The organism is Aeromonas sp. QDB11 (genome assembly GCF_027705265.1).
In the GTDB taxonomy this organism is placed as follows: domain Bacteria; phylum Pseudomonadota; class Gammaproteobacteria; order Enterobacterales; family Aeromonadaceae; genus Aeromonas; species Aeromonas allosaccharophila.
This window is the reverse complement of the sequence record NZ_JAPDBM010000005.1, coordinates 34,729-49,920: the sequence shown is the minus strand read 5'-3', so window position 1 is coordinate 49,920 and position 15,192 is coordinate 34,729. Positions and strand designations below refer to the sequence as shown.

Sequence of the window (15,192 nt, the reverse complement as noted above, 5' to 3'; positions counted from 1 at the left end):
AAACCGATAAAAAAGCACGACCGTTCGCACATAAAAACCACAGGATGACCATGAGCAGCAAGATCTACTTCAACACCCGCCGCTTCAGCCCGAGCAAATGGCTGCTGGGGATCGGCACCCGGTTGCACCACAGATTAGCCCCCAGCCATGCCAAGCGTACCGCCAGCAAGTTGCTGCTCACCCCCCAGCGCAACCAGCGGAATGGCAGCGAACCTGCCGGTCTGGTGAAACAGGCCGTCCATACCAGCGAAGGGACGCTGATCAGCTATCGGCTCGGTCAGGGGCCACTGTGGCTGCTGATGCACGGCTGGTCCGGCAGCGCCAGCCAGTTCTATCCGCTGATGAGCCATATCGCCGCGCAGGGTTTCACCGCCATTGCCTACGATCATCCGGCCCACGGCCAGAGCGCAGGCAACACCGGCCACCTGCCCCGCTTCGTGCGCGCCTTCGACGAGCTGGCGACCAGGTTGGCCAGCGAAGTGGGCCCGCTGCACGGGGTCATCGCCCACAGCATGGGGGGCGCCGTCACTCTATCCAGCCGTCAGCCGGGTATCGATGCCCTGCCGCTGCTGTTGATTTCGCCGGTGCTCGACTATGTGCCCCAGCTCTACGGCATGGTGGCGCGCTCCGGCTACTCCATCCGGTTGTTCGATGCGGTGGTCAAGGAGATTGAACAGGAGTACCAACACCCCTTGAGCACGGTCGATCCGCTGGGTCGGCTCGCCAGCCGCAACGGCGCGGCGATAATCGTGCACGACGAGGAGGACAGATTTGCCCCTCACGACGACTCCCTGCGGGCCAGTCAGGATGGTCATACCCGGCTGGTGAGCACCCGGGGTCTGGGCCACGGCCGCATCCTCGCCAGCGCCCCGGTATTTGCCGCTTTCGATCAGCTGGCGCGGCCGGAAAATCCTCATCGTGCTCTTTGACCGGGGGCCATGAAAAAAACGGGCGAGCGCCCGTTTTTATATTTGATACAGCGCCTTATAGTTAACTTGTCAGTGGGAACGCCCCTCTCGGGCCAACAATAAGGCGCCAGCATATGGCCAGACCCAATACAGCGTTGTTGCTCACCGGTGGCGGTGCTCGCGCCGCCTATCAGGTCGGCGCCCTCAAGGCGATTGCGGAGCTCTACCCGCGCAATCTCGGCATCCCTTTTCCCATCCTGTGTGGCACCTCGGCGGGGGCCATCAATGTCACCGCGCTGGCCTGCTACGCCTCCTGCTTTCATCTGGGGGTGCGCAAGCTGGAGTGGGTCTGGCGCCGTTTCGAGACCCACCACATCTTCGATTTTCACCCCGGTCGGCTACTGTGGCGGCTGATGTACGAAGGCTCGGCGGGGCTGATCAATCCCCACACCAACCACGCCTTTCACCTCTTTGACAACGCGCCGCTGCACCGCCTGCTGGATCAGCTTATCGACTATCACCGCATCGATGACAACATCCTCTACGGCAGTCTGGAGGCGCTGGCCATCACGGCATCGGATTACGATGACGGTCTCTCCACCACCTTCTTTCAGGGGCGGGCCGAGCACCATCCGTGGGAACGGGCGAGACGGCGCGGGGTGCGCACCGTGCTTACATCGGAACATCTGCTCGCCTCCTCGGCGCTGCCCTTTGTCTTTCCGGCCACCCGGATCGGCGAGAAGTTCTACGGCGACGGCTCCATCCACCAGCTGAGCCCGCTCAGCCCCGCCATCCATCTGGGGGCGGAGCGGATCCTGCTGATCACCCTGGATCCACCCGAGCACTCGGCACCGACTCATCACCACGGCCACCTCACCAGCTCCAATATCGCCAGCCATCTGCTCGATACCGTCTTTACCGACACCCTCAACTCCGATCTGGAGCGATTGTGGCGCATCAACCAGACCCTGGACCTGATCCCGGAGCGGGAGCGCAACCGCCTGAAGCTGAAACGGGTGGAAACCTGCGTGCTGAAACCGAGTCAGGATCTCGACACCATGGCGCTGGCCTATCTGCGCAAGCTGCCACTGCAACTGCGCCGCCTGTTGCGGGTATTGGGCGTGAAGGGGGATGAGACCAGCAGTCTGGCCAGCTTTTTGATGTTCTATCCGGGTTACTGCCAGCAGCTGATCAAGCTGGGCTATCGGGATACCCTCCAGGAGCGGGAGCGGGTCGCCGCCTTTCTCGATATCGAGGGGCAACCAACAGAGCGGGAGTAAACGAGGGCGTGATCGATGAGCGCGAGGGGACTCAGTGCCCCTCCAGCAGACGCTGCTCCGCCTGCTCCATCGCCACCACGGTACCAAACAGGATCAGCCGATCGCCAGCCGCCAGCACCAGCTCGGGTCTGGGCTCCAGACTCAGATCCCCACGCTGCACCTCCTTGATCCGCACCTCATCGAGCGGCAACTCGCGCACTTCATGGCCGACCGCCCACGCCTGATCGTGCAGCAACAGCGGATGGAGGCGTTCAAGCAGCTGATCAGCCTCCAGATTGCTGGCGCTCTGATCCCCCCAGTAGAAGCCGTGCAAGAAGCGATACTGGCTGCTGCGCTCGTGCTCCATCCGGCGGATCACTCGCCCGAGAGGAATATCGCAGTTGAGCAGCAGGTGAGAGACCAGCATCAGGGCCCCCTCCTGGGATTCGGGGATCACCTCAAACGCCCCCGCCTGCTTGTACTGCTCCAGAAAACTGTCGTCCCGGGTACGCACCAGCACCTTGAGCTCCCCCGCCAATGCGCGGATCAGCGCCAGCATCGCCTCCACCCGCTTGCGATCATCGAAGGTGATGATCACCAGCCGCGCCCGCAACAGCCCGGCGGCCAGCAGAATATCGCGGCGGCTGGCATCGCCGAAGGCCACCTGCTCTCCTGCCTGCTTGGCCTCGCTCACCCGCTCGGGGTCCAGATCGAGGGCCAGAAAGGGGATCTCCTCGATCTTGAGAAAACGGGCACAGGTCTGCCCGGCCCGACCAAAACCGGCGATGATGACGTGCTGGTTTTTGCTCAGGCCTGACTGGGCCACCTCGGAGCGGGTCAGCAGCGCCGGATCGGTGAGGCTTCGGGCCAGCGAATGGGCCTGGGTCACCAGCCAGGGGGTCATGGCAATAGAGATGATGCCGATGCCGATCAGCAGGGAGACCTGCTGCTGATCCAGCAGGCCGTGGTGGAGCGCCAGTGCCAGCAGCACAAAGCCAAACTCGCCGACCTGACTCAACATGATGCCTGCGGCCACGCTGTCACGCTTGCGCTCCCCCATCAGCCGCCCGGCCAGCAGCACCAGCAGGGATTTGCACAGCACCAGCAACAGCACGCAGATCAGCACCTGCCACCATGCCCGCGCCACCAGCTGCCAATCCATGGCCATGCCGATGGTGATAAAAAAGAGCCCCATCAGCACGTCGCGAAAGGGCTTGATGTCCACTTCCAGCTGATGACGGTAGTGGGACTCCCCCAGCATCATCCCCGCCAGAAACGCCCCCAACGCCATCGACAGCCCGAGCGAATGGGTCATGAACGCGGCGAGCAGCGCCACCAACAGGGCGCTCAGCACAAACAATTCATCGGAGCGGGCCCGCGCCACCTCGTGAAACAGCAGCGGCAGCAACCACTTGCCCACCGCCAGCAGGGTGAGCAAGGCAAACAACCCCTTGAGGGTGGCCCAGGCGATCTCGGCGGCCAGGGCGCTCCCCTGTACTTCCGGCTGGGCGAGGATCGGGATCATCACCAGCAGGGGCACCACCGCCAGATCCTGAAACAGCAGCACGCTCACCCCGAGCTGGGCCCGGCGGGTATGGAGCTGCTTCTGCTCGCCGAGCTGCTTGATCACCACCGCCGTGGAGGAGAGCGCCAGCGTCCCCGCCACCACCAGCGACTGGGCCAGACCCAGCCCCCACCACCAGCCGATGGCGAAAAAGAGCAGTGACGTGAGCAGCACCTGCAACATCCCTACCCCCAGCACCAACCGGCGCATCGCCAGCAATTTCGGCAGGGAGAACTCCAGCCCCAGCGAGAACATCAGAAAGACGATCCCGAGCTCGGCAATGGTCTGCATGATCGACTGGCCGGTGATCACCGCCAGCCCGTGGGGGCCGAGCAACACGCCGGCAATCAGGTAGGCGAGGATCACCGGCAAGCCGAGGCGCCGGAAAGTTGCCACCAGCAGCACGGCGGCGAACAGCAGGATCAACAGGTCGGTGTACAAATTTCCCTCTCCTTTTATCGACTTAAGTCTAGTCAGCCGAACTGGCGGTCAGGAAAGATATATTGGGCATGCCAATTGCAGGGAGGAGACAGTAGTCAGGTGTTACAGGTGGAAGACCATGGAAAATACGTCGTCACTTAATGGCTTTAGCCATGGCATCGAGCAGTGGGTTCGCCAGATGGAGCGGCTCACACCGTTGCCCAGCGTTGAACGCAACCAGTTGCTCGAGCAGTTGTTGGGGCAGAGCGATCTCGGCGGTTTGCTGACAACTTTTGCCGATCGTGCGGCAAGAATTGTCAGGATCCACGGTCTCTACCTCGATTGCGGCCAGCCCCATGTGCTGATCCAGCACCCGCCGCTGGCCACCCTCAACCTGCACAACTATCCGTTCGAACTGCGCGGCCAGCACGGCCAGTTGCTCGGCCAGCTCCACTACGAGCTGGAGCATCCGCTGAGCGGCAGCCAGCAACGGGTACTGATGCAATACCATCAGCTGCTCTGCCTGCTGCTGCCCCTCTATCTGCGGCTGGAAAAACTGGATCAGCTGGTCCGGCTCGATCACCTGACCGGCCTTGGCAACCGCTCCTACTTTGACGAGGCCATCGGCCGCGCCATCGAGCAGCATAGCCGCGAGCCCCACGGTCTGGTGCTGGTGCTGCTGGATCTCGATCGCTTCAAGCAGATCAATGACACCTGGGGCCATCCGGTGGGGGATCTGGTGCTGAGCCGCTTCGCCCAGCTGCTCAAGGGGTGTATCCGCAGTACGGATCAAGCCTTCCGGCTCGGGGGGGATGAATTTGCCCTGCTGCTGCAACCGGCCGAACCCGAGGCGTGGCGCCCGGTCTGGCTGCGACTGCAGCATATGTTGATGACCAACAAGGAGCTCAGCACCTTCTCGGTCGGCTGCAGCCTTGGCGCCGCCAGCTGGCAATCCGGGGTCGATGTGCAGAGCCTCTATGAAGCAGCCGACAGTCACCTCTACGCCCGTAAAAAAGCCGGCAAGGCCGGCCTTCTCGAATAATCCCGAACTCTTCTTTGCTCCGGCACATGCGCGCCATGTGACCGGAGCTTCTTTTTTTGGGGCTAGCCCCCGCTCACAGAGATATCAAGTCAGGCGAGATCCTGCTCGGGCAGGATGGGGGCCGCACCGCTCCCCTGCCAGTGGCACACCAGCCCGGCCCCCTGTGCCATAAAACCGTCGCAGACAAAGAGCCCCACCACCGCCGCCACCTGCTCGCCATAGTAGAGGATGGGGATGCGCCCCCGCTGCCACGAGGGCACGCCATACTCCTGCAGCAGCTTCTTCATCCGCCGACTGCCGCCCCGTCCCACCGGTTTAAGGGGGATCCCCGGCGCCACCTGAAAGCGCACCGAAAGTGGCTCATCTTGCCGAGGGACACGCAGCAGCCCCTCCCCGTGCTCCGCCATGCGCACCACTAGCTCACCCAGCCCGTCCGGCAGGGTCAGCGGCTCGCCCACAATCAGCGACAGATGCTGATGGCAGGGTTGCAGGTCAGGACTCACCAGATAGAGCCGTTCCTGAAAACGGCGGCAGCTCTGGCGCCCCCAGTTGAGCTGGGGATTGGCATCGCCGCGCGCCAGCGCTACCTCCTGCCACAGCCGGGCAAGCTGCTCGCGGGATGGCATCTCGCCCCCCTGACGGCGGATCCAGTAGCGCAGCAGGTTGTTGCGCCGGGTCGGTGAGAGGGCGTGCAGCGGGCCGATATGGAGCGCCTCCCCCTCGCCCGCCAGCTGCCAGTCGCTCTCGGCCAGCTCCTCCAGCAGCGCCTCCTGCTCGGCGCACAGGGCCATGCTGCGCGCCGCGGTCTGGGCCATGGCGGGCCAGCGCGCCTTGAGCTGGGGGATCAACTGCTGGCGCAAAAAATTGCGGTCATAGCTCACATCCTGATTGCTCTCATCCTCCACCCAGCCAAAGGGGAGGCTCGCTGCCGCCTCGGCCAGCTCGGCGCGACTGATATCGAGCAGCGGCCGCAGCAGCAGGCCGCCGGCAAAGGGCTGGCTTGGCAAGATGCCCGCCAGCCCGCGCAGTCCGGCGCCGCGCTTGAGGGCCAGCAGCAGGGTCTCCAGCTGATCGTCCTGATGATGGGCGGTGAGCAACCACTCCCCCTCTCGCATCCGGGCGGTCAGCCGGTGGTAACGGGCTGTGCGGGCCTGTGCCTCCAGACTCTCGCCATTGCCACGGGTCAAAGTCACCCTCTCGACCAGCAGCTCCACCGCCAATTGCTGACACACGGATTCACAGTGCGCGACCCACTCATCGGCATGGGGGCTGAGGCCGTGGTGCACGTGCAGGGCGCGAAGTGGCAGGCCGTGCTCGCGGGCATACTGCGCCGCCAGCACCAGCAGCAGGGTGGAGTCGAGACCGCCACTGAAGGCCACCAGCAAACCGGTGGAACCTTCCGGCGCTGGCATAGTCAGACAAAAGCGAGAATAAAGATGAGAAATCATAGGCTTCCCCAAAACGGACCGGCCGATCTTAGCAGAGTCGGGCTTATCAAGCTGCAACCCTGCTGCTAGAGTGAGGCTCGCCCGCCCCCTCCACCAGGCTGGCCGCAAGGCGGTCGCACAACCGGTTGGAGCAAGGAAGATGGGCAGGGAAGCAAACAACCCGAATTGGAATCAAACAAGATGAACAATAAGAAGAGCTTACTGGCCGGCCTGATTGGACTGGCCCTGCTGGCTGGCTGCAGTCAGGCACCGCAAGAATCCGCCAAACACTCCGGGCTGGCGCTGGCCAATATGGACACCCGGGTCAAACCCGGCGATGACTTCTTCCGCTACGTCAATGGCAAGTGGCTCGCCACCGCCAAGATCCCCGACGATCGCCCCGCCGATGGCGCCTTCTACATGCTGCGGGACAAATCCCTCGCCGATGTGCGGGTGCTGGTCGAGGGGCTGGCCAAGCAGGAGGCTGCCACCGGCACGCCGACCCAGCAGATCCGCGATCTCTACGCCAGCTATCTGGATCAGGCAAGCCGTGACGCCAAGGGGCTCACCCCGCTGGCACCGGCGCTGGCCGATATCGATCGGATCGGTGATCAGGCCGCGCTGGCCCGCGCCTTTGCCCAGTCGGGTCGCATGGGCGGCGGCGCACCGTTCGGCATCTGGATCGACGCCGATGCCAAGTCCCCCGACCGCTATGCGGTCTACCTCTACCAAGGGGGCTTGGGGCTGCCGGATCGGGACTACTACCTCAAGCAGGATCCCGACAGTCAGGCGATGCGCCAGAAGTACCAGCAGCATATCGCCGCCATGCTGAGCCGCCTCGGCGAATCTGATCCGAGCGGCAAGGCCAAACGGATTCTGGCCCTCGAAACCCGGCTCGCCACCATCCAGTGGGACAACGTGGCCCTGCGGGATCGGGAGAAGAACTACAACAAGCGCCCCGCCAGCGAACTGGCGCGGCTCGCCCCGCATCTCGACTGGCAGGCCTATCTGAACGCCGCGGGCATTGCTGGCCAGCTGGAGCTCATCATCGGCCAGCCGACCTATCTGAGCGCGCTGGATCAGGTGATGGCCCAGACCCCCATCGCCGACTGGCAGGCCTACCTCAAGTGGCAACTGCTGACCGACTACGCCCCCTATCTCGACAGCGAGACCGACCGGGCCAACTTCGCCTTCTACGGCACCACCCTGAGCGGCACACCCAAGCAGCGCGCCAGCTGGGAGCGGGCGCTCGGGGTTCTGAACGATCATCTGGGCGAAGCGGTCGGCCAGCTCTATGTGGCCCGCTACTTCCCGCCAGCGGCCAAGGAGCGGATGGAGCAGCTGGTGGAGAACCTGCGCACCGCCTATCGCCAGAGCATTGAAGAGCTGGACTGGATGTCGCCGGAGACCAAGGCGCAGGCGCTCGAGAAGCTGGCCAAGTTCCGCCCCAAGATCGGCTATCCGGACAAGTGGAAGGATTACAGCGCCATCGCCATCAAACCGGATGATCTGGTCGGCAACCTGCAACGCTCGCAAGCCTTTGAATACGCAGACAGTCTGGCGCGCCTCGGCAAGCCGGTGGACCGGGACGAGTGGCACATGTCGCCCCAGACGGTGAACGCCTACTACAACCCGAGCAACAACGAGATCGTCTTCCCGGCGGCCATTTTGCAGCCCCCCTTCTTCGACATGACGGCAGATGATGCGGTCAACTATGGCGCCATCGGCGGGGTCATTGGCCACGAGATGGGCCACGGTTTTGATGATCAGGGGGCCAAATCCGACGGCGACGGCATGATGCGCGACTGGTGGACGCCGCAGGATCTCAAGGAGTTCCGCTTCCGTACCAGCCGTCTGGTGGCCCAGTACAACCGCTTCGAGCCCATCAACGGCCAGTTCGTCAACGGCCAGTTCACCCTGGGGGAGAACATCGGCGATCTGGGCGGTCTCACCATCGCCCACAAGGCCTACGAGCTGTCACTCGATGGCAAGGAGGCGCCGGTGCTGGATGGCTTTACCGGCGAACAGCGCTTCTTCCTCGGCTGGGCGCAGGTGTGGAAGGGGATGTATCGCCCCGAGCTGATGCAGATGCTGCTGCGCTCCGACCCCCACTCGCCGCCCGAGTACCGGGTCAACGGCGTGGTGCCGAACATTCCCGCCTTCTATGAGGCATTCAATATCCAGCCGGAAGACAAGCTCTATCTGCCGCCCCAGAAGCGGGTGAAGATCTGGTAACAGCATCACGGCGGGCTCCCCGGGAGCCCGCGCTCAACAGACAGCAAGAGGTTCCAAGATGAACAGAGCATTGATAATCGCAGGGCTGCTGACCCTGCCGCTGGCGGCACAAGCACAAACACAAGCCGAAGAGGGATTTAGCAAGCAACTGACCCTCCCCTCCGGGCAGGTGATTCGGGTGGCGCAGGGGGCCGGTGAACCCGCCTCCATCGGCAGCTATGACGTGCGACTCTATTCGGGCCAGAACGCCGAGTTCCCACTGGATGAGTTTCTGGATGGCAAGGTGATGGCCCGCAACGGCTTTATCCGGGAGCTGAAGCTGGTCGATTTGAATGGCGACAAACAGCCCGAGCTGGTGGTCATCATCGAAAGCGCCGGCAGCGGCAGCTATCAGGATGCCGATGCCTACACCGTCAGCCCGCAGGGGGAGCTGGAGATCTTCAATCAGGTCAAGGAGCTGGAACCCAAAGAGGATGTGATCAAGGCGCTCAGGAGCCCGCAGGACTGAGCCCCTTGGCATTAGAACTGACGCAATAATCGGTGACTCAGGCCCCGGCGGGGCCTGAGCTTGCCGACAGCATCACGCCATCAGACGTTTATGGGGTGACGCTGTAACCCTTGCCCTGCATGCAACTGATATAAGCCTGTGAAGAGGTGGTCGCCACGGGTGCGGCCACCTGTTCGGCACGTCGCTCTTTTCGTTGGTGACGACCGCCTATCACGGCCCCCACTGCGGCCGCATCCCGGGCATTCTCCTGTCGATACTCCTGCTGCACATCGTCATCGAGCCTGTCGTAAGCCTCATACTGGTTACCGCGCACCTCCGCAGCGGCAGCCCCGACGAGCCCCCCTTTCACCGCGCCAGCGAGCCGCCCGCCCTGAGGCTGCTCAGTCGCCGGAGTGGTCGTACTGGTCGCCTGATTTTGGCAGGCCATATCATCAGATTTAATTTGCTCGGCGTTTTGTCCATTAAGCGGGAGCAATGTCTGGCCGGTTGCGAAACCGGCAAAACCGGTCAGCGTCAGGATCGTTGTCACCAAGAGCAGTCGTCTATTGAAGCTATGCATGATATCTCTCCAACCGTGGAAACATGAGTATGGCGGGTTGGCTGTCAATGCTATCTGGCCGTCACTCCCGCCTTGTCACCCTGAAGATCAACCGCTCGCTTCGGTGGCCTCTTCACGTTGACACTACTGGTCACCAGATTAGTCCCCTTCCCCGCCATAAACCCATTGCTATCTCGCAGATCAGAGACGAGTCGCCCGGATGGAGACCTGCGGCAGCGCCATCTCGTGCTGGGCCGCCACCAGTTGCAGCTCGTAGGCTCCTGCCAGCCAGGTCCGGGCCAGCACCGCATCCACGCTGGCGTTGGTAAGCTCGAACGCCGCCACCGGGCTGCAACCGGCCAGCAGATTGGCCAGCATGGTGGCGCTCAGCAGATCGCCCACCCCGATAGGATGGCGGGCAAAAGGGTAGAGCGGGCGGGAGAGGTGAAACGTCCCCTCCTCGCACACCAGCAGCATCTCGAAGCGGTCCATGGCAAAGCCAGCCTTGCCCAGATGCTTGACCATCACCAGCTTGACCCCTTGTGCCCGCAGCTGCTGGCACGCCTCGATGGCATCCGGCACATTGCGGATATCGCGGCCGGTGAGCTGTTCCAGCTCCAGCAGATTGGGGGCCAGCATATCGGCGCAGGCCAGTGCCCGGTGTTTCAGAAAATCGGCGACGCCGGGTGCCACTATGCACCCCTTGTCGGGGTGACCCATCACGGGGTCACAAAAATAGAGGGCGGCCGGATTGAGCGCCTTGAGCCTGGCCACCGCCGCCAGGATCTCCTCCCCCTGTTCGGCCGAGCCGAGGTAGCCGCTCAAGATCGCATCGCACCGTGCCAGCTCACCGATCTCCGCCAGCCCGTTCACCAGCTGACGGATATGGCCGCCGGGCATCACCATCCCCTGCCAGCCTTCGCGGTATTGGGTGTGGTTGGAGAACTGCACCGTGTTCATCGGCCACACCTCGATCCCGAGGCGACGCATGGGAAAAACGGCGGCGCTGTTGCCGGCACAGCCAAAGACTACGTGGGATTGAATGGAGAGCACTCGCTTCATGGTTGGCGACTCACGCAATAAGAACAGGAATTCCGGAGGGAAAAACGGGCCTTGCGGCCCGTTGTTGTCACTTTCGATGATTGTCACTTTCGATGGTTGTCACTGTCGATTAACGCAGCACCTTGACGGTGTAGCTGCCATCGGCCTGACGATAGAGGCCGTGGATGTCGGTCTCGAAGCCCGGGTAGTGGGCACCGATCTCGCACAGCATCTCGAGGAACTCGAGCACCGGCAGAGAATCCTGGGTCACCATTTCACCCGGCAGTACCAGCGGTACTCCCGGCGGGTACGGCAGGATCATGTTGGCGCTGATGCGATCAACCATGTCACGCAACGGCACCTCTTCCAGATTGCCAGCCAGCTCCTGCTGCCATGCAGCATGTGGCGTCATCTTCATTTCGGGCAGCACGTCAAACGCCTTGAACATCAGCTCCGGCAGACGGTACTTGCTGGTCAGGTCATGAATCCGCTGCGCCAGCTCCTGAATGCGCATCCCTTCGTAGAAGCTCGGGTCTTCACGATAGAGGCTCGGCAGGATGCTCTTGATGGTCAGATTCAGGTCATAGCCACGCTTGAACTCGGTCAGGGCGCGCAGCAGCTGCATCGCCTTGGACTGATCGATACCGATGGAGAAGAGGAACAGCATGTTGTACGGGCCGGTCTTCTCAACCACGATACCGCGCTCGTCCAGGAACTTGGAGACCAGTGAAGCAGGGATACCCTTCTCCAGCAGCTGGCCGTCACGACCCATACCCGGGGTCAGCAGGGTGACCTTGATGGGGTCGAGGTACATGTGGTCATCGTCGATGCCGTTGAAACCGTGCCAGTCATCTTTCGGATCCAGCTTCCAGCACTCGACAGTGTCGATGTTGTCCGGCTGCCATACATCGAAGAACCAGCCTTCGCTCTGATCACGCAGACGCTTGATCTCTTTGCGGAAGGAGACGGCGCGATCGATGGAGTCCTTGATCAGCCGCTTGCCGGTGTTGCCACGCATCATGGCGGCAGAGATCTCGGTCGATGCCACTATGCCGTACTGCGGCGAGGTGGAGGTGTGCATCATGAAGGCTTCGTTGAAGGTCTCCTCCTCCACGTCACCCTTGATGTGGATCATCGAGGCCTGGGAGAAGGCCGCCAGCAGTTTGTGGGTGGACTGGGTTTCGTAGAACACCTTGCCCGGCATGGCTTCACCGCTCATGCCGCACTTGCCTTCATAGATCGGGCTGAAGTTGGTGTAAGGCACCCAGGCACTGTCAAAGTGGATGTAAGGGGTATCCAGCGCCTCCTTGATGAAGCCGGTGTTGTAGAGCAGGCCATCATAGGTGGAGTTGGTGATCACCGCATAACGGGGAGCCTGGGCACCCGGGGTGGCAGCGACCTTGGCAGCTATGGTCTCACGGCTGAATTCGCTCTGCGGGATACCGCCCAGAATGCCGTAGGCGTTGCGGGTCGGACGGAAGTAGATCGGCGTCACGTCGTTCATCATCATCAGGTGAGTGAGCGACTTGTGGCAGTTGCGGTCAACCAGCACAGTGCTGCCGGCCGGCGCTGAGTACATGCCGACGATCTTGTTGGCAGTGGAGGTGCCGTTGGTAACGATATAGGAGCGATCGGCGTTGAAGGTACGGGCGATGTACTCTTCGGCTTCCTTGTGCGGACCCGAGTGATCCAGCAGGGAACCCAGCTCCGGCATGGAGATGGAGACGTCAGCCTTGAACGCGTTCGGGCCATAGAAGTCATAGAAGATGCTGCCGGCCGGGCTCATCTGGAAGGCGGTGCCGCCCATGTGACCCGGGGTACAGAAGGTGTATTTACCCTCTTCCACGTACTTGAACAGCGCCTTGGTGAACGGCGGCAGGATGGCGTCCTGATACTCCTGAGTGGCCTGACCCATCTTGAGGGCGATGTCGTCGGCCATGCCGAGACGGTACTCGAAGAAGTGGACGTTCAGACGCAGGTCGGTCAGGTGAATGTCCAGGGTGGACTGGTCGTTGGCGAAGGCGAAGATCGGCAGCTTCTCGTTGCGATCGTGGATCTCTTTGCACAGGCCCAGGGAGTATTTGTCCCAGTCGAAGATGGCGCCGCAAACGCGGGGGTTCTTCTCGATCAGTTTCAGCAGATCGGCCACGTCGACGGGATAAACGACCTCGAAACCCTTGCGCTCGAGGGAGGCTTGCAGCTGGCGAATGGGTTCTTCTTTAAAGAAAACGCCCAGGTGGTTGAGGATGGCAATGATATTCATCGTAATGCTCCACACGTAAAGGGGCGCTCTCCATCAGGGATGGTGAGTGAAGAGCGCTCGGAAGATAAAAAGGGGAATCAGTTGCTGGGCTGTTCGCTCAGCAGGGCATCGTGCTGACGCAGACCCTGTTTTTTGGCGTAGAACATCAGGATGATGAGCGACACCACGAAGGTAGCGGTGAGGTTGGAACCCTTGGCACCCATCAGGGCCACCAGACAGAAGACACAGGCCACACCGGAGAAGATCATCGCGCCTATGCTGCGGGAGGTCATGCCCTCGAAGCGAATGAGGTTAATGCTGGAGTAGAAGTAGGGCAGCATGGTCAGCAGCACCGCATCTGTGGTCAGCACGTTGAAGAGATCGGCTGCGTGAGCGGACCGGGAGGTGAAGGCGGTCAGGCCGATCATCAGCGCAGTCATCTTCAGGGAGCCGAGGATCAGACCCTTCTTGGCCACGCCGTTCTTGTCCACTTCGCCGTAGATTTTCGGGAAGTTGCCGTCGTTGGCGGCACGCTTGCCCGCCTCGCCCACCAGCATCATCCAGGAGCCCAGCGAGGTGAAGCAGGCCAGGGCAGTAAAGGCAGAGACAAACGGCGCAGACCAGCTACCGAAGATGGCGGAGGAGGCCATGGCAAACGGGGCACCGGAGGCAGCCACTTCACCGGCCGGGAACATGCCGCTGATCACCTGGGTAGAGAGGATGTAGATAACACCCGCGATACCGGTACCCAGCATGGTGGCGAGCGGTACGGTGCGCTTGGGGTTCTTCACCATGCCGGAAGAGACGGCGGCGGATTCAACACCGACGAAGGACCAGAGGCAGATCAGCACGGCGCTGATGACCGCATGCAGGTCGCTGCCGCTGGTGGTGTTCCAGTTCTGGCTGTAGACGGTGGCATCAAAATGACCCCAGCCCATCACCGCAGTACCGACAACCGGCAGCAGGATCAGCACCAGACCCAGGGTACAGAGTCGGCTCACCCAGCTACCGCCCAGCAGGTTGACGAAGGTGAAGATCCAGACGGCAGCGATAGTGGCAGCGGCGGCCGGGATCGGGCTGTTGAGAATGGGGAAGAAAACCGAGAGGTAGGAGACGCCGGTAATGGCGATGGCCAGGTTACCGATCCAGTTGGCGTGGTAATAAAGCACACCGGTCTGGAAACCGAACACCGGAGAGATCTCGCCAGCGTAAGCGATGGGGCCACCCTCTTGCGGGTTCTTGGTAGCAAGGCGGGCGAAGACGAAGGCGAGGCCCATGGCGCCTACCAGACAGATTGCCCAGCTAAAGACAGAGATGGAGCCGATGGTGGCCAGTGCCGAAGGCAGCAGCGCGATGCCACTCCCCATCATGTTGCCGGCCACCACACCTGTACAGGCGATAAGGCCAATCTTCTTGCTCGTATCTAGGGACATAAGATCTCCGGTTCTATAAAAGGTCGGGTCGTCACATACACATTTGGCGGAACGCCCCGCCAAAGAATGGGCACAGACTAGGCCTCTCATCCCCGGAAAACATAAAGACCAGCTAACGGATAAAAATATGAGGCAACTTTTTTCACCGCCTCGGTATTTTTGCTAAAAACCATTTAAAAACAGTAAATTGACATCAGGCCACACCGTCACCTTGATAAAACCTTGATATCCGGCCGCCCCATTTTTGCCCCTTGATAACCCCCTTATCTCGCCGCCTTGATATTTTTGGCCAGATAAACCCGGGATAAAGCGGCTCCCATTACGCCCCCTGCCCTTGCGACCATCTGAACGCCCTTTGGGTCATGACCCTGAATGGCGGCTCACCCCTCTGTTCGACCATCAACACAGCAATAACAACACCTGACTCACTGACAACGTTCAGCAGCAAAACCGACGCGCTGTAACTAACAAGCAATGAAAACAGTTACATTGTTAATTCAACATGTTGCTCTCTCATACAGAATGGGTAGTGCCTTTATGTGGATTCAAACGCTATTCAGCTTCGCTTATCTATC

General features: G+C 61.6%; 11 protein-coding genes. 5 read left to right on the top strand and 6 right to left on the bottom strand.

The window, feature by feature from the left end; translation table 11 throughout:
• The first annotated feature begins 50 nt into the window (after positions 1-50).
• On the top strand, positions 51-929 hold the full coding sequence (locus tag OKC40_RS02775) for an alpha/beta hydrolase (RefSeq protein ID WP_270794042.1): 879 nt from the start codon (positions 51-53) through the stop codon (positions 927-929).
• A 113-nt stretch (positions 930-1,042) separates the two neighbouring features.
• Positions 1,043-2,188, top strand: a complete 1,146-nt coding sequence (locus OKC40_RS02770) for a patatin-like phospholipase family protein (RefSeq protein ID WP_075114155.1) — start codon at positions 1,043-1,045, stop codon at positions 2,186-2,188.
• A 31-nt stretch (positions 2,189-2,219) separates the two neighbouring features.
• Here OKC40_RS02770 and OKC40_RS02765 read toward each other — a convergent pair whose 3' ends face one another.
• Positions 2,220-4,172 (bottom strand): monovalent cation:proton antiporter family protein, encoded by a 1,953-nt coding sequence (locus OKC40_RS02765; RefSeq protein ID WP_270794041.1) that lies wholly within the window; start codon positions 4,170-4,172, stop codon positions 2,220-2,222.
• Positions 4,173-4,290: 118 nt separating this feature from the next.
• Between OKC40_RS02765 and OKC40_RS02760 the strand changes: the two genes are divergently transcribed.
• Positions 4,291-5,193: a diguanylate cyclase domain-containing protein gene (locus OKC40_RS02760; protein ID WP_111809220.1), complete on the top strand. Its 903-nt coding sequence runs from the start codon at positions 4,291-4,293 to the stop codon at positions 5,191-5,193.
• 89 nt (positions 5,194-5,282) lie between these two features.
• Here the strand turns inward: OKC40_RS02760 and tilS are convergent, their stop codons facing one another.
• Positions 5,283-6,641, bottom strand: coding sequence for a tRNA lysidine(34) synthetase TilS (gene tilS / locus OKC40_RS02755; protein WP_270794040.1), 1,359 nt, complete (start codon positions 6,639-6,641; stop codon positions 5,283-5,285).
• A 180-nt stretch (positions 6,642-6,821) separates the two neighbouring features.
• Between tilS and OKC40_RS02750 the strand changes: the two genes are divergently transcribed.
• Both OKC40_RS02750 and OKC40_RS02745 read left to right on the top strand, forming a co-directional pair.
• Positions 6,822-8,855 (top strand): M13 family metallopeptidase, encoded by a 2,034-nt coding sequence (locus OKC40_RS02750; RefSeq protein ID WP_270794039.1) that lies wholly within the window; start codon positions 6,822-6,824, stop codon positions 8,853-8,855.
• A gap of 58 nt (positions 8,856-8,913) precedes the next feature.
• Positions 8,914-9,363 (top strand): PliI family lysozyme inhibitor of I-type lysozyme, encoded by a 450-nt coding sequence (locus OKC40_RS02745; RefSeq protein ID WP_270794038.1) that lies wholly within the window; start codon positions 8,914-8,916, stop codon positions 9,361-9,363.
• Positions 9,364-9,451: 88 nt separating this feature from the next.
• Here the strand turns inward: OKC40_RS02745 and OKC40_RS02740 are convergent, their stop codons facing one another.
• The 4 genes from OKC40_RS02740 to cadB all read right to left on the bottom strand — a co-directional run bounded on the left by OKC40_RS02740 (position 9,452) and on the right by cadB (position 14,617).
• Positions 9,452-9,922, bottom strand: coding sequence for a hypothetical protein (locus tag OKC40_RS02740; protein ID WP_270794037.1), 471 nt, complete (start codon positions 9,920-9,922; stop codon positions 9,452-9,454).
• Between the two features lie 180 nt (positions 9,923-10,102).
• Complete coding sequence (gene pdxY, locus OKC40_RS02735; protein ID WP_270794036.1) at positions 10,103-10,963, bottom strand: pyridoxal kinase PdxY; 861 nt, start codon at positions 10,961-10,963, stop codon at positions 10,103-10,105.
• Positions 10,964-11,072: 109 nt separating this feature from the next.
• On the bottom strand, positions 11,073-13,205 hold the full coding sequence (locus OKC40_RS02730) for a lysine decarboxylase CadA (protein ID WP_270794035.1): 2,133 nt from the start codon (positions 13,203-13,205) through the stop codon (positions 11,073-11,075).
• Positions 13,206-13,282: 77 nt separating this feature from the next.
• Positions 13,283-14,617 (bottom strand): cadaverine/lysine antiporter, encoded by a 1,335-nt coding sequence (gene cadB, locus OKC40_RS02725; RefSeq protein WP_042657978.1) that lies wholly within the window; start codon positions 14,615-14,617, stop codon positions 13,283-13,285.
• Positions 14,618-15,192 lie beyond the last annotated feature (575 nt).

Excerpts from the sequence above, each read along its gene's own strand:
- OKC40_RS02775 (WP_270794042.1), top strand. The coding sequence starts at position 51 with ATGAGCAGCAAGATCTACTTCAACACCCGCCGCTTCAGCCCGAGCAAA.
- OKC40_RS02770 (WP_075114155.1), top strand. The coding sequence starts at position 1,043 with ATGGCCAGACCCAATACAGCGTTGTTGCTCACCGGTGGCGGTGCTCGC.
- OKC40_RS02760 (WP_111809220.1), top strand. The coding sequence starts at position 4,291 with ATGGAAAATACGTCGTCACTTAATGGCTTTAGCCATGGCATCGAGCAG.
- tilS (WP_270794040.1), bottom strand. The coding sequence starts at position 6,641 with ATGATTTCTCATCTTTATTCTCGCTTTTGTCTGACTATGCCAGCGCCG.
- OKC40_RS02750 (WP_270794039.1), top strand. The coding sequence starts at position 6,822 with ATGAACAATAAGAAGAGCTTACTGGCCGGCCTGATTGGACTGGCCCTG.
- OKC40_RS02745 (WP_270794038.1), top strand. The coding sequence starts at position 8,914 with ATGAACAGAGCATTGATAATCGCAGGGCTGCTGACCCTGCCGCTGGCG.
- OKC40_RS02740 (WP_270794037.1), bottom strand. The coding sequence starts at position 9,922 with ATGCATAGCTTCAATAGACGACTGCTCTTGGTGACAACGATCCTGACG.
- pdxY (WP_270794036.1), bottom strand. The coding sequence starts at position 10,963 with ATGAAGCGAGTGCTCTCCATTCAATCCCACGTAGTCTTTGGCTGTGCC.
- OKC40_RS02730 (WP_270794035.1), bottom strand. The coding sequence starts at position 13,205 with ATGAATATCATTGCCATCCTCAACCACCTGGGCGTTTTCTTTAAAGAA.
- cadB (WP_042657978.1), bottom strand. The coding sequence starts at position 14,617 with ATGTCCCTAGATACGAGCAAGAAGATTGGCCTTATCGCCTGTACAGGT.